Below are 13495 nucleotides of genomic sequence, written 5' to 3'. Positions count from 1 at the left end.
CATTATGAGTGTGTTAACCAACCTATTCACGTCAGGCAACCGTCGCTTGCCCGTCAGAATCAATTGTAACACAACTCAGGATGCGGTTGCGGTCAAACCTTCGGGTTCATCCAGACCGTTCGCCCGGCAACAGGCCGTCACCGTGTTGGCGAGCAGGCAGGCAATCGTCATCGGCCCAACGCCACCGGGAACAGGTGTAATGGCCCCGGCAACCGCCGCACAACTGTCATAATCCACGTCCCCCACCAGGCGGGTACCGCCTTCGGGTTTTTCAATCCGGTTGATGCCCACATCAATCACAGTTGCGCCCGGCTTGATCCAATCGCCCTGTACCATTTGCGGACGACCGACCGCCGCAACGACGATATCGGCCTGCCGCACCACACCGGGCAGGTCCTTGGTCCGGCTATGGGCAATCGTCACCGTGCAGCTATCACCCAGCAGCAGTTGCGCCATGGGCTTGCCGACAATGTTGGACCGCCCCACCACAACGGCATTCAGCCCCGACAATGACCCGTGATAATCCCGCAGCATCATCAGGCAGCCCAGCGGGGTGCAGGGCACCATGCTTTTCTGCCCTGTCCCCAGAAGGCCAACATTGGAGATATGAAAGCCGTCAACATCCTTGGCCGGATCAATGCTGTTGATCACCAGATCACTGTCCAGATGATCCGGCAGCGGCAACTGGACCAGAATACCATGCACCGTCGGGTCATTGTTCAACTGATCAATCAGCGCCAGCAGATCAGCCTCAGTGGTCTGGACATCCAGCCGATGCTCGAATGACGCCATGCCGACCTCAACAGTCATCTTGCCTTTTGAGCGGACATAAACCTGACTTGCCGGGTCTTCGCCAACCAGAACTACCGCCAGCCCCGGCGTGATACCATGATCGGCCGTCAACCGGGCAACATGGTCGGCCACCTGTCCACACACCTTCGCGGCAAAGGCTTTTCCGTCAATCACTGTCGCTGTCATATCGTCTCTTTCAATATGGGAGGGTGGGCGGGGCGATGTTCCGGACCTGTCCGGGACGAGCGTCGCCCTGCCCGACCTAAAACAAACCTTCGATCTGACCATCCGCATTCAGCATGATCTGCTCCGCCGACGGGACACGAGGCAGACCAGGCATGGTCATGATTTCCCCGCAGATCGCCACGATAAACCCGGCACCCGCACTCAGCCGCACCTCACGGACCGGAACCGCATGGCCGGTTGGCGCGCCGCGCAGGTTCGGGTCGGTTGAAAAGCTATACTGTGTCTTGGCCATGCAGACAGGCAAATGGCCATAACCCTGCTCTTCCCACTGGCGTAGCTGATCGCGAATTTTGGTGTCCGCGATTACCTCATCAGCGCGGTAAATCCTTTTGGCAATCGTGTCGATCTTGTCAAAAAGGCCCATATCATCAGCATAGATCGGCGCAAAATTCGCCTCACCCGCATCGGCAATCTGTGCCACACGTTTGGCCAGATCGGTCGTTCCCTCAGATCCCAGCGCCCAATGCTTGCACAGGATCGCTTCGGACCCTTGGGTCGCAACATAGGCCTTGACCGCGTCAACCTCGGCATCCGTATCGGTCACAAAATGGTTGATCGCCACGACGACCGGCACACCAAAGGATTTCACATTCTCGATATGGCGACCCAGATTGGCGCACCCGGCATTCACCGCGTCGACATTCTCGACACCCAGATCAGCCTTGGCCACGCCGCCATTCATCTTCATCGCGCGCACCGTGGCCACGACCACAACGCAAGACGGGGCAAGGCCCGCTTTGCGGCATTTGATGTTCATGAATTTCTCGGCCCCCAGATCGGCGCCAAAGCCCGCCTCTGTCACCACGTAATCGGCCAGTTTCAACGCGGTCGTGGTTGCGGTGACCGAATTGCAGCCATGCGCGATATTCGCAAATGGACCGCCATGCACAAAGGCCGGATTGTTTTCCAGCGTCTGCACCAGATTGGGCTGCATCGCATCCTTCAGCAACACCGTCATCGCGCCATCGGCCTTGATATCGCGGCAATAGACCGGGCTGCGGTCCCGCCTGTAAGCCACGATGATATCACCCAGACGTTTCTGCAGATCATCCAGATTGCGGGCCAGACACAGGATCGCCATCACTTCTGACGCCACGGTAATATCAAATCCGGCCTCACGCGGGAAACCATTGGCCACACCGCCCAGGCTGGTCGTAATCTGGCGCAAGGCCCGGTCGTTCATATCCAGAACGCGGCGCCAGACGACGCGGCGGATATCAATCTCCAGCGCATTACCCCAATAAATATGGTTGTCGATCATCGCCGACAGCAGGTTGTGCGCCGATGTGATCGCATGGAAATCGCCCGTGAAATGCAGGTTCATATCCTCCATCGGCACAACCTGGGCATAACCACCACCGGCGGCCCCGCCTTTCATGCCGAAACACGGGCCCAGCGACGCCTCGCGAATACAAATTGCGGCCTTTTTGCCAATCGCATTCAACCCGTCGCCCAGACCCACCGTCGTGGTGGTCTTGCCTTCACCCGCAGGGGTTGGATTGATCGCGGTCACAAGGATCAGTTTGCCGTCAGGCCGGTCCTGGACAGAGTCGATCAGCCGCTGGCTGACCTTCGCCTTGTCATGGCCGTAGGGCAGCAGATCATCACTGTCGATGCCCAGCTTCGCCCCGATTTCCTGGATGGGACGCTTCTGTGCTGCGCGTGCAATCTCGATATCCGTCTTGTATTCCATTGGTTTTTCCCTGTGCCCGGCCGAAAGCCACTGATCATTACCATCGCTTCTATCGGTGGCACACCATGGCATGCGCTTGGATTGCGACATTTTCGCCCTCAGAATCGTCCATGCGGGCGGAAACCGTTTCTGATGGGAAACCTGGGGCCTGTTGATAACGAACCTGCACAACTGGCGCGAGACACATTTTGCCGCTGACAAGCTGATTTGACCGCAGCGATGTGGTTCATCGGCAGGGCAAATCCGCGATGGCAGAGGCAAAATGCGCCGCGCCCCGCAGGGGTTTCGCCAAAATTGCCCATTTCTGCGTCAAAAGAGCTTGAATGAACCCGTTCGTCCTGCGTTCTTTTTCCTGGAACTGAGCAATTTTGCCTGAAACCAGTTGCGTAGGTTCGTTATCAACAGGCCCCGGGTCGCCAGGCGCGCTGATCAGGGACATGCAGCCGCACGGCATCACCGACCTGAATACGGCCCTCGCGCTCGACCCAGGCCGTCACACCGCGCTTGCCTTTGGCGGCCGCCTTGAACGCATCACCTGCCCCAGGATGATCCGCATTGATCACCTTGGCCGGCAGATGGCAGGGCCGGTTTTCCATATCGACCACAATCGCCGACCCGTCGGGAAACTGCAGGCGCGAGGACGGCGGGACATGAGTGAAATCAGGTATACCCCTCACCACCAACGATGCCCCGATATGGGCCGGATCGAATGCGGGCAAACCACAATCCGCGGCAACCTCTGCCAGCTCTTCGGCAGACATCACCGTGAGCTGACGCACATTGCGAATTTCTGCGCCTTTGGCGTACTGGCTGCGCACCCGCACACAGGCAGCACGGATCAGCCCGCCATGCGCCTCGCCCGGAATACCGGCATAGGTCAGTTCCGCCTGTTCAACAGCCACCGAGCGCAACGATACATCACGATCCGGCACGCGCCCGATCCAGACGATTTCTCCCACAATCTCGGTTGGTATCAAGGCAGGCATCACACACTCCAAAGCAATCTCAGCCAAGGGCTATCCGATCCCGCCGGGACCTTCAAATCAGCAATCGTGACATGAGGTTTCAACATCTTTCCAACAATCCTATGCTGAGGCGATGTATTGGCCGGACCCCGAGATCAAGAAAGATCCCTACAAGCGCTGGCATCGACCGGACCGGATCTTTTTTGGTTACGGGGCCTGCCATATTCTGGCCAGCGTCTATCTCAATCAATCGCAATACTGTGCCCGCTATGGCGAATGGATTGTCCCGCGCCACGGTCTTCCCGGGCATCATATGTATGTCACGGACGGGCAGATCAGCTTTGATTTTCATGGCTATACCAGACGCGACGCGCTGTTGTCGCATCATCGGCGTGGCTGGTCCCGGCGATACGAAGGCTGGTCGGCTGATATCCGGCGGATCGATTTCGATCTGCTTGACACAGCAGTGCTGAACGCCCGCAATCATCTCGGGCCGGATCAGTTTTGGGCGGACCCGATCCCACGCGCGCTGGACTTCATCGCTCGTTTCGACGTCACCGCCTGCCGCAACCAAAAACGCCGCCCCTAAGGGCGGCGTTTGATCCAATCAGACCGAAGGTTCTGGCTCCATCCCACTATCGGGTTCGCGCGGTGGTTTCTTCAGCTTTGTTTTCGGGATCGAGGTCACCGATGGTGTCCCGCCAGAACTGGCATCATCCGCATCGTCACCGGTATGCGGCGGTTCGCCCGCCATGACGCGCTTGATCTCGTCACCGGTCAACGTCTCATATTCCAGCAGGCCGTGCGCCAGACGCTCAAACTCTTCCTTGCGCTCCGTGATGATCTCATAGGCGCGTTCATACCCCTTCTGGATAAAGCTGCGCACCTCTTCCTCGATCAGCTCCTTGGTATGGGCGGACACGGACAATCCAGCGGTGTTGCCCTGATATCCCTCGTGGGCCTCGGCATAGTCGATATTGCCGACCTTGTCAGACATGCCCCAGCGCAGCACCATCGCGCGGGCCAACTGGCTCGCCTGCTGGATATCGCCCGCCGGGCCGTTGCTGACCTGATCCTCACCGTATTTAATGATCTCGGCCGCCTTGCCTGCCATGGTCATGGCCAGACGCTGGTGGCATTCATCCTTGAACATGTTCAGGCGATCCATTTCCGGAAGGCTCATCACCATGCCCAATGCGCCGCCACGCGGAATGATCGTTGCCTTATAGACCGGATCGCATTTCGGCAGGGTGATCCCGACAATGGCGTGCCCGGCTTCGTGAAAGGCGGTCATTTCCTTCTGCTCGGCAGTCATCACCATCGACCGGCGCTCGGCGCCCATCATGACTTTGTCCTTCGCAGATTCGAAATCGATCATCGTGACAAAGCGACGGCCAACGCGGGCGGCCATCAGCGCCGCCTCATTCACAAGGTTCGCCAGATCAGCACCGGAAAAGCCGGGGGAGCCACGGGCAATGATCCGCAGATCCACATCAGGACCCAACGGGATCTTGCGAGCATGCACGCCAAGAATCTTCTCGCGGCCCTTGATATCAGGGTTCGGCACCGTGACCTGACGGTCGAAACGACCGGGGCGCAGCAATGCGGGGTCAAGCACATCACGACGGTTGGTCGCCGCAACGATGATCACACCTTCATTCGCCTCGAAACCATCCATCTCGACCAGCAACTGGTTCAGCGTCTGTTCGCGCTCATCATTACCGCCGCCGTAACCGGCACCACGGGACCGACCGACCGCGTCAATCTCGTCGATAAACACGATACATGGGGCGTTTTTCTTGGCTTGTTCGAACATGTCACGAACGCGGGACGCACCCACACCCACAAACATTTCAACAAAATCCGATCCCGAAATCGTGAAGAACGGCACGCCTGCTTCACCGGCAATTGCCCGCGCAAGCAGCGTTTTACCCGTACCCGGAGGGCCCACCAGCAGCGCACCTTTTGGAATCTTACCGCCCAGGCGGCTGAATTTCTGCGGATTGCGCAGGAATTCCACGATCTCTTCCAGCTCTTCCTTGGCTTCATCAATCCCGGCGACATCGTCAAACGTGACCCGCCCATGCTTTTCCGTCAGCAGCTTCGCGCGCGATTTGCCAAAGCCCATGGCACCGCCTTTGCCGCCACCCTGCATCCGGTTCATGAAATAGATCCAGACACCGATCAGCAGGATGAAGGGCAGAATGCTCAGCAGGAAGCTTTGGAAAAACGATGTTTCCTGACTGCGCGCCTCAACTGGGACATTGGCGGCTATCAAAAGATCAGTGATTTCAGCATCTTCCGGCTTGATAGTCGTAAAGGTACGACTGCCTTGGGTATAGCGCACCCGCTCGCCATCAATCACCACCTCGGTGACTTCGCCACCTTCGACGGCGGCCACAAATTCGGAGTAGCTGCGAGAGTCACTGCTCGTCGAACCCGGCGGGCTGCTGAAAAGATTAAAGAGCGCCAGCACCATAAGGAACAGGACGACCCAAAAGACCATGTTACGCGCGTTGCCCAAGGCAGAAACTCCTTCGAAATCGGGAAATGTCGCGACAGAGTCGCGGCGTATGCGTTTCACCTAAAATAGAGGCAAAACCTTAATCTTCAATGCGCAAACGCCTCTTCGTGAAAATCCGCGACAATCTGCGCTGTCCAACCATTGGACAAACCCGCAATCGGGGCCGCGATCAGCGTATCGCCACGCCAAACCGCCGGGGTCGCCAGAAGCGAAGCGCGCGGCAGCCCCGTATCACGCCACCCCGGGCAGTCGGCGATCCCGTCACCCAACGCACGGACCTTCAGATCATCCGCGTGTGGACCAGATAACTGCCAGCGATTGTCCCAAATGGCTGTCGTCGGGCCGATCAGATCAGCCACTGCATTATATTCTCGCGTCACGCGCCACATCTCGCCCTTGCGGGTGATCAGGCAACCACCAACCGTCGTGTTGCCCTCGGCTGATAATCCATGGATCGCTTCAAACAGCGCCGTGTTGCGTGGCGGATAGGATGCGCCACTGACCCAAGGCAGCATCGCCCGCCACAGCCGTCGCCGCATCTCCATCGGCAGGGGGTCGGTTTGGGCCAGATGCAGCACCAAATCACCATGCTCCTGTCGGATGTACTTTGCTGCCTCAATCCTTGCGTAATAATCCAGCGCATCCTTGGTGGCGCGCATGGTCACGCCAACAGACTTCAGCACATCTGCTGTGATCCCCAACGCTTCCAGTTCCACCAACGCCTTGCGCACGCGACTGCGTTCATAGGTGTCATCCTCGTTGGTCGGGTCATCAATCCAAGCCACCCCGTGCCTGCGCAGGTAATCACGCAAGTCTTTGCGCGACTGCTGCCACAAGGGCCGCGCCCATGTAATCCCGTGGCGTTCAAACCGCACATCCATTCCGGCCAGCCCGTCCGGTCCAGACTTACGCGCGAGCCTGATCAGAAAATTCTCGGCCTGATCGTCTGCCGTGTGGCCCAGAACAACCGCGCCAATGCCACGGGCATGCGCCCAGTCAGCAATCAGGCGATACCGGGCAGTGCGCGCGGCGGCCATCAGGTTGCCCTTACCGTCCCAACCCTCCCAGCGAAGCGTGTCGTGGCTGATCCCGGCAGCCTTGCAAAAGCGGGCAACATGGGCGGCCTCTGCCACCGCATCAGATCTCAGACCGTGATCGACCGTGACGGCGGCAACTTCAAAACCGTCATCCTGCGCCAGCCGGGCATAAAGGTGCAAAAGCGCCATCGAATCCCCGCCACCCGATACGGCAACGCCGATCCGGCGGGGTGGCTTATCAAGGAAAACAGTCCGCGCGAAATGCAGCAACAGCGCATCAAACGCGTCCGCATCAGCGGGGGTGTCTACTGACATCCCAGATTGAACATCGCCTGTTCGGCATCCGTCACCGCCGGATTGCCGGGGAACCGCACACCAACCTCGGCGAGGGTCAGACAGGCATCCTGGGTTTGGCCAATGGCACCAAGCGACGCGCCGAGCTTGAACAGGGCATCAGGCGCCTTGGGGCCTGTCGGATCGCCGGAAAACGCCGCCAGATAGGCACGCGCGGCCTCGGTCATCTCACCCAGGCCTTCCAGCGCCTCGCCCCGCAGATATTCTGCCTGCGCGGTCAGCGGGCTTCCCGGATAGGTCGTGCCAAAGGTCGCAAGCTGGTCAGCGGCGCTGCGAAAGTCACCGGCAGCGAGCGCCTCCTGCGCCCGCTCAAAATCGTTACGCTCACCCACAGCAAGGGCCGGACCGCCAGTTGCTGGCGGCGGATCGGCCACCGGCACATTTGTCAGGTTCTCACCACCGCCCAGGGTCGGGGTATCACCCAACTGGCTGATGTCGCAGTTTGCCTCCAGCTCGCACAGGCGGAATTCCAGATCACCGATACGGTTGGTGCCGTCCACGGTGATCCGGTTGACGCGAAACTCCAACTCTTCGGTTTTTGAGGTCAGACGTTGCAGCTCCGCCTCGATCGCGTTCAGACGATCCAGTGGGGTGCTGCCCACCACGCCGGAATTCAGACCACCGGTCGTTGACAACTCGCGTTTCAACCGCTGCACATCGACATAAAGCACCGTCAACTGCTGGCGGATATCAGCAAGCGTTTCATCCTGCTGGGCCAGACCCGGAAGCGGTGCCAGAACAATGGCAAGGGCAATGGCGATACGGTGCAACATCGGTGTTCCTTCAGTCTGGATCAGCTTGTGATGGCCGAGAATGAAAGCACCGTAACGGCTCTGCGGTTCTTGGCATAGCAACTTTCTTGGCTGCACACCTCAATCGGGCGCTCCTTGCCATAGCTGGTCACTTCCAAGCGGCCAGAGGGCACACCGCGCGACACAAGGTATTCACGAACGGCATTCGCACGGCGGAAACCCAGGGCAATGTTATATTCGCGCGTACCCTGTTCATCGGCATGGCCTTCGACAACGGCGCGGTAATCGGCGTTGGTCAGCAGCCACTGGGCCTGACCATCCAGAATGGTCTTGCCTTCGGGCGTGATGGTCGAGGTGTCGACAGCAAACAGCACGCGGTCGCCAATGGTCTGGTTAAAGAATTGCGGGCTTGTCGGGTCACTGGCCGATCCAGCCAGACCACCATTGACGCCATTCGCCCCATTGGCACCATCAGCACCGGCACCTCCACCGCCAAAACGGTCCGGGTTCGTACAAGCCGCAGTGGCGAGCGCCAGTAGCAGCACGGTCGCGCGTGTCATCATCTTCATCGGATTGATCCTGTTGTTATCTGCTCATTTTGTCCCAGCATAGCATGGCTTGCCTGCATTGGGAATCACACTTCATTACGGCTGCAACGGACCCCATGACGGGTCGGACGCGCCCCCCTGAATGGGCACGGCCTTCAGATTGCGCCCTGAAATATCGACCGAATACATCGCCGATGTACCGCCCGCACCTTGGGTTTCACGGCTGAACATGATGACCCGGCCATTGGGCGACCATGTGGGACCCTCATCCAGGAAAGACGAGGTCAGCAACCGTTCTTCGGACCCGTCCGTGCGCATCACACCAATATGGAACCGACCAGCGTTCTGCTTGGTAAACGCAACCAGATCACCGCGTGGCGACCAGACCGGGGTGCCGTAACGGCCCTCACCAAAGGAAATCCGGCGTGCCTCGCCCCCGTTGGCGGGCATGATATAAAGCTGCTGGGTGCCCGAACGGTCACTTTCAAACACAATCTGGCTGCCGTCAGGTGACAGGCTGGGGGCCGTTTCAATCGACGGTGCCGAGGTCAGACGCACATGCTGCCCACTGCCCAGATCAGTACGATAGATATCGGTATTGCCACCATTCGCCAGACTATAGATCACCTGCCGCCCATCTCGGGAAAAGCGGGGGCTGAACGCCATCTCACCCGGTGCGGTCGCCAATTGCTGACGGCCCACATTGGCCACGTTCAGCACGTTGATGCGCGGGAAACCGGATTCAAAGCTGGTATAAAGCACGCGATCACCATTCGGCGAAAACCGCGGCGCCAACACAATGGCACTGCTATCGGTCAAAAACTGCACATTCGCCCCGTCATAATCCATGACGGCCAGACGTTTCTGGCGGTTGTCCTTGGGACCACTTTCGGACACGAACACCACGCGACTGTCGAAATAGCCACCTTCACCAGTGATACGGGAATAGGCGGCATCGGCCACCTTATGGGCCATGCGGCGCCAGCCATCGACTGTACCGACCAGTTGCTGGCCTTGCCCAAGCTCAGTGCCGGCAAAGACGTCATACAGGCGGAACTTGACCACCAACTGATTGCCATTGACCGTCACGGCTCCCGTGATCAGGCCCTGCGCGTTAACCGCACGCCAGTCGGGATAGGCAATTGGTTGGGTGAAAGATGACACCTGCGAGATAAAAGCATTAGGAGGAATTTCGCGGAACAAACCCGTGCCGGTCAAATCCTGCACCACCAATCGCGAGATGTCGGCGGCCACCTGTTGAGCCGCCGCGTTTTCCGCCTGGAACGCAGGTACCGCAATTGGCAGCGGTTCAACCTGCGGGTTTCGCAGGTCGATTTCGAGTGCATAGGCTTGCGTTCCCAGCAAAACTACAAACAGCAGGGTCATCAGTTTTTTAAACATGGGCTCTCTCATCCGCTTTACCGCGTCTCTGGTTATTATGATCCATGCGCATCTCTTGGCCAACACCGCAAGTATTGCATGGTTCCATTGGCATGTCTGCGCCGGGGGTTCTCAATAGCGTGCCCCCGATGCGTCGAAATTGGCTGTCACTTCGCGCCATTCTTCATATTTCTCCGGGGGCAGCTGATATCCAGTTGATCCCTGACACCGTAAAATGGCCCGGCGTGCGGCCTCGAATGCGACGTTGATACTCGCATCAGTGCCACCACTGCCCGAGATCAGGCGCGGGTTACCCACAACTTTGCCATCACGACCAAGTTCAAAAACAACCGTGACTGTGACACGCGCCGCTTCTGATCCGGGATCAATGTTCCAGCAATTGTTAATGGCGATGCGAAACGCGTCTTTCTCTGATCCGGTCATCGGTGGACCAGCCGCCACCGCCGGGGCCTCCGGTGTTGCGGTTTCTCCGGCGCCCGCCAATGCATCGGCAAGAGCCGCGGCAACAGCATCGTCTGTCTCAGGCTCCGGCGCGGGCCGGCTGGGCCGCGCGCTCGGGCGGATCGAGGTTTCCACTGCACCCGAGGGCGTCTCATCTGCAATCGCAATCTCGGTTTCGGCCTCTGGCGGCGCGGTCGCTTCCTGCTCATCTTCAATGATCTCAGGATCGGCAGTCTCGTCCTGCACAACCTCATCGCGGGCAATCTCATCCGGTGCTGCATCCGGGGGCGGAGGTGCTGCTGGCACAGGGGCGATAGTATCAGTCACACGCGGACGGGGGCGTTCGCTGATCTCAAGATCGGGGCGGGCCGGTGGCGGCGCAGGCGGCGCGGGATCAACAGGGGGGACATCATCCACTTCTGCCACAGGTGGTGCCGGGGGCGGTGGGGGCGGTGGGGTGTCCTCAACCGGCTGTTCAACAGGCTCCGGCGGCGGCGCCACTTCGGTAGGTGTCTCATCGGCCGGGGGTGGGGGCGCCGTATCTGTCACAGGTTGCACAGGGGCGGTCGGCTCCGCCCTACCCGGATCGGGTGTGCTCGCGGCCTGAAGTGCTGCAAACTCTTCCCCACTCACCGTTGTGACCACCATCGTGTCAAACTCAAGCGGGTCCGAACTCAACCCCCAGCCCAGCAAAAGCCAGCCGATCAGAACCGTGTGGCCCGCAGCAGAGATAATGGTGCCCGGCGTTTGCATGGCCCTACCCGCCGGTCTCCGGGTTCGCCACATCCGTCACAAGGCCGATATTGGTAAAGCCCGCTGCGTTCAGATCACCCATGATCTCGGCCACGACATTCCAGCTATTGGCTCCATCGGCGCGCAGATAAATGCGGTCACTGGTGCGTTCGGCGGCGACGGCCTGTAACTTGGCCACCAGTTCATCACGCGGGGTCTCGGTCTCCTGAATGGTCACTTCGCCAGCCGCCGTTATGGTCACGGTCAGCGGCTCCTCATCATCTGTCGGCAGGGCGGTTGCGGCGGTCTGCGGCAGTTCCACTGGAACGCCGACGGTCAATAACGGGGCGGCGACCATGAAGATGATCAGCAAAACCAGCATCACATCCACAAACGGGGTGACGTTAATCTCGGACATAGGTTGGGTGCGGCCCCCGCGGCGGCGGCCACGGCGCCCGCTCCCTCCGCCTGTTTTGATAACACTTGCAGCCATGCTCAGCTATCCAATTGACGGCTCAGGATCGTGGCGAACTCATCGGCAAAGGCCTCATAGCCGCCCACGATCCGATCACTATCAGCCGACAATTTGTTATAGAATATCACCGCCGGAATGGCCGCTAGCAGGCCAAGGCCCGTGGCCAGCAACGCCTCTGCGATCCCAGGGGCCACAACGGCGAGGTTCGTATTCTGCGCTTCTGCAATCTCGATAAAGGCGTTCATGATACCCCAGACAGTGCCGAACAGACCGACAAACGGGGCGGTCGAACCGACAGTGGCCAGCACCGGCAGACCGCCCTGCAATCGCGCCGCCTCTTTGGCGATGGCCACATCCATTGACCGGTCAATCCGGGCGGTGGCATTTGCGATCAACTCACCCTCTTGGGTATGGGATCTGCGCCATTCCAGCATGCCTGCGGCAAAAATCTTCTCGCTCGGGCCATCCGGGTCGGTCCCGATCTTGTCAAACAGCCCGTCCAGCGGTTCACCCGACCAGAACGACCGGTCAAAGATATCGGCCTCCGCCTTGGCCTTGCGATACTGAATGATCTTGTCGATGATCACCGCCCAGCACCAGATTGATGCAGCGATCAGCATGATCATGACAAGTTTGACGGTAATCGTCGCGCGCGCAAATAGCGCCCACATGGTGAAGTCGGTTGCTGCTTCCATTGTGCCTGCTCTGCCTCTAGGCCCATTTTGGGCTCTGATTGGGCACAGGCATAACCCAAGGCGAAAGGGAAATCCAATCAATCCCGCATTTCAAAGCTGAAACTGGCGACTTTTAATGGATCGAACGGCGGATCGCCGCTGGCAACCGGGCCACGGCACCACTGGCATTCATGCAGATGATGGTGACCGTGGCGGTAAACAGCGTGACATCGGCACGTTTGACATCCTGGCGGACAATCAGGCGAACACCCGAATTCTCGACCGTATCCGTCTCAACCACCAATTCATCATCATATTTGGCCGGCATCAGATAATCCGCCTCGACCCGGCGGACGGCAAAGACATAGCCCTCCGCCTTCATCTGCGCCTGATCAATCCCCAAACCGCGAACCCACTCACTGCGGGCGCGTTCGATGAATTTCAGATAATTGGCATAATAGACGATGCCCGCCAGGTCGGTATCTTCATAGTAAACGCGGATAGGGAAGGTATGTGTCATGATGGTCGTGTTATCCTCGCCTGTAACCGCAACGCATGGCTCGCATCCCGGTCCATGGCAGGCATGACCTGATCATAAGCGGCCCGTATCACATCTGCAATTTCAGGTCTTAAGACCGCGTTACCGTCGATCATCGCCAAGGGTGGCTGATCGTCAAAGGCCGTGTCCGACCACAACAGGATCGTCTGAACCGCCTGCGATAAAGCATTTCGATAAAAGTTTGAGTCGGCAGGATTCCCCTGAGACATGATCTGTGGTTCACCCTTTTTGGGAGGATTGATCATGCCAGCACCGTTGCCGATGGAATTGCGAGATCGTTTTGCACGATTGATTGAGGAAGG

General features: G+C 58.9%; 13 protein-coding genes and 1 pseudogene. 1 reads left to right on the top strand and 13 read right to left on the bottom strand.

The window, feature by feature from the left end; all coding sequences use genetic code 11:
* Positions 1-75: 75 nt before the first annotated feature.
* The 3 genes from folD to ACFWW2_RS22095 all read right to left on the bottom strand — a co-directional run bounded on the left by folD (position 76) and on the right by ACFWW2_RS22095 (position 3717).
* On the bottom strand, positions 76-978 hold the full coding sequence (gene folD, locus ACFWW2_RS22105) for a bifunctional methylenetetrahydrofolate dehydrogenase/methenyltetrahydrofolate cyclohydrolase FolD (protein ID WP_393931924.1): 903 nt from the start codon (positions 976-978) through the stop codon (positions 76-78).
* Positions 979-1054: 76 nt separating this feature from the next.
* Positions 1055-2731, bottom strand: coding sequence for a formate--tetrahydrofolate ligase (locus tag ACFWW2_RS22100; RefSeq protein WP_393931923.1), 1677 nt, complete (start codon positions 2729-2731; stop codon positions 1055-1057).
* A 398-nt stretch (positions 2732-3129) separates the two neighbouring features.
* Positions 3130-3717, bottom strand: coding sequence for an MOSC domain-containing protein (locus ACFWW2_RS22095; RefSeq protein ID WP_393931921.1), 588 nt, complete (start codon positions 3715-3717; stop codon positions 3130-3132).
* A gap of 112 nt (positions 3718-3829) precedes the next feature.
* On the opposite strand from ACFWW2_RS22095, the gene ACFWW2_RS22090 reads away from it, so the two are divergent.
* Complete coding sequence (locus ACFWW2_RS22090; protein WP_393931919.1) at positions 3830-4285, top strand: hypothetical protein; 456 nt, start codon at positions 3830-3832, stop codon at positions 4283-4285.
* 18 nt (positions 4286-4303) lie between these two features.
* Here ACFWW2_RS22090 and ftsH read toward each other — a convergent pair whose 3' ends face one another.
* The 10 genes and pseudogenes from ftsH to ACFWW2_RS22040 all read right to left on the bottom strand — a co-directional run.
* On the bottom strand, positions 4304-6220 hold the full coding sequence (ftsH, locus tag ACFWW2_RS22085) for an ATP-dependent zinc metalloprotease FtsH (protein WP_393932430.1): 1917 nt from the start codon (positions 6218-6220) through the stop codon (positions 4304-4306).
* Positions 6221-6306: 86 nt separating this feature from the next.
* Positions 6307-7572 carry a tRNA lysidine(34) synthetase TilS gene (tilS, locus tag ACFWW2_RS22080; protein ID WP_393931917.1) on the bottom strand — a complete coding sequence of 422 codons (1266 nt, stop codon included), beginning with the start codon at positions 7570-7572 and terminating at the stop codon, positions 6307-6309.
* Complete coding sequence (gene ybgF / locus ACFWW2_RS22075) at positions 7563-8384, bottom strand: tol-pal system protein YbgF (protein WP_393931915.1); 822 nt, start codon at positions 8382-8384, stop codon at positions 7563-7565. The genes tilS and ybgF overlap by 10 nt, the downstream gene beginning before the upstream one ends.
* A 20-nt stretch (positions 8385-8404) precedes the next feature.
* Entirely contained in the window at positions 8405-8932 is a 528-nt protein-coding gene (pal, locus tag ACFWW2_RS22070) for a peptidoglycan-associated lipoprotein Pal (RefSeq protein WP_393931913.1), read from the bottom strand.
* Positions 8933-9007: 75 nt separating this feature from the next.
* Positions 9008-10312 (bottom strand): Tol-Pal system beta propeller repeat protein TolB, encoded by a 1305-nt coding sequence (tolB, locus tag ACFWW2_RS22065; RefSeq protein ID WP_393931911.1) that lies wholly within the window; start codon positions 10310-10312, stop codon positions 9008-9010.
* A 111-nt stretch (positions 10313-10423) separates the two neighbouring features.
* Positions 10424-11506 carry an energy transducer TonB gene (locus ACFWW2_RS22060; protein WP_393931909.1) on the bottom strand — a complete coding sequence of 361 codons (1083 nt, stop codon included), beginning with the start codon at positions 11504-11506 and terminating at the stop codon, positions 10424-10426.
* Between the two features lie 4 nt (positions 11507-11510).
* On the bottom strand, positions 11511-11978 hold the full coding sequence (tolR, locus tag ACFWW2_RS22055) for a protein TolR (RefSeq protein ID WP_393931907.1): 468 nt from the start codon (positions 11976-11978) through the stop codon (positions 11511-11513).
* A gap of 2 nt (positions 11979-11980) precedes the next feature.
* Positions 11981-12655, bottom strand: a complete 675-nt coding sequence (gene tolQ / locus ACFWW2_RS22050) for a protein TolQ (protein WP_393931905.1) — start codon at positions 12653-12655, stop codon at positions 11981-11983.
* A gap of 112 nt (positions 12656-12767) precedes the next feature.
* Entirely contained in the window at positions 12768-13154 is a 387-nt protein-coding gene (ybgC, locus tag ACFWW2_RS22045) for a tol-pal system-associated acyl-CoA thioesterase (RefSeq protein WP_393931903.1), read from the bottom strand.
* A pseudogene (locus ACFWW2_RS22040) lies at positions 13151-13495 on the bottom strand (hypothetical protein); the annotation flags it as partial. The pseudogene ACFWW2_RS22040 and the gene ybgC, both read right to left, overlap by 4 nt.

Origin of the sequence: Yoonia sp. R2-816, from assembly GCF_046762905.1 — a bacterium.
Taxonomy (GTDB): Bacteria; Pseudomonadota; Alphaproteobacteria; order Rhodobacterales; family Rhodobacteraceae; genus Yoonia.
Note: the sequence above shows the minus strand (reverse complement) of the source record. Positions and strands in the feature narration are given on the sequence as shown.

Excerpts from the sequence above, each read along its gene's own strand:
- folD (WP_393931924.1), bottom strand. The coding sequence starts at position 978 with ATGACAGCGACAGTGATTGACGGAAAAGCCTTTGCCGCGAAGGTGTGT.
- ACFWW2_RS22100 (WP_393931923.1), bottom strand. The coding sequence starts at position 2,731 with ATGGAATACAAGACGGATATCGAGATTGCACGCGCAGCACAGAAGCGT.
- ACFWW2_RS22095 (WP_393931921.1), bottom strand. The coding sequence starts at position 3,717 with ATGCCTGCCTTGATACCAACCGAGATTGTGGGAGAAATCGTCTGGATC.
- ACFWW2_RS22090 (WP_393931919.1), top strand. The coding sequence starts at position 3,830 with ATGTATTGGCCGGACCCCGAGATCAAGAAAGATCCCTACAAGCGCTGG.
- tilS (WP_393931917.1), bottom strand. The coding sequence starts at position 7,572 with ATGTCAGTAGACACCCCCGCTGATGCGGACGCGTTTGATGCGCTGTTG.
- ybgF (WP_393931915.1), bottom strand. The coding sequence starts at position 8,384 with ATGTTGCACCGTATCGCCATTGCCCTTGCCATTGTTCTGGCACCGCTT.
- pal (WP_393931913.1), bottom strand. The coding sequence starts at position 8,932 with ATGAAGATGATGACACGCGCGACCGTGCTGCTACTGGCGCTCGCCACT.
- tolB (WP_393931911.1), bottom strand. The coding sequence starts at position 10,312 with ATGTTTAAAAAACTGATGACCCTGCTGTTTGTAGTTTTGCTGGGAACG.
- ACFWW2_RS22060 (WP_393931909.1), bottom strand. The coding sequence starts at position 11,506 with ATGCAAACGCCGGGCACCATTATCTCTGCTGCGGGCCACACGGTTCTG.
- tolR (WP_393931907.1), bottom strand. The coding sequence starts at position 11,978 with ATGGCTGCAAGTGTTATCAAAACAGGCGGAGGGAGCGGGCGCCGTGGC.
- tolQ (WP_393931905.1), bottom strand. The coding sequence starts at position 12,655 with ATGGAAGCAGCAACCGACTTCACCATGTGGGCGCTATTTGCGCGCGCG.
- ybgC (WP_393931903.1), bottom strand. The coding sequence starts at position 13,154 with ATGACACATACCTTCCCTATCCGCGTTTACTATGAAGATACCGACCTG.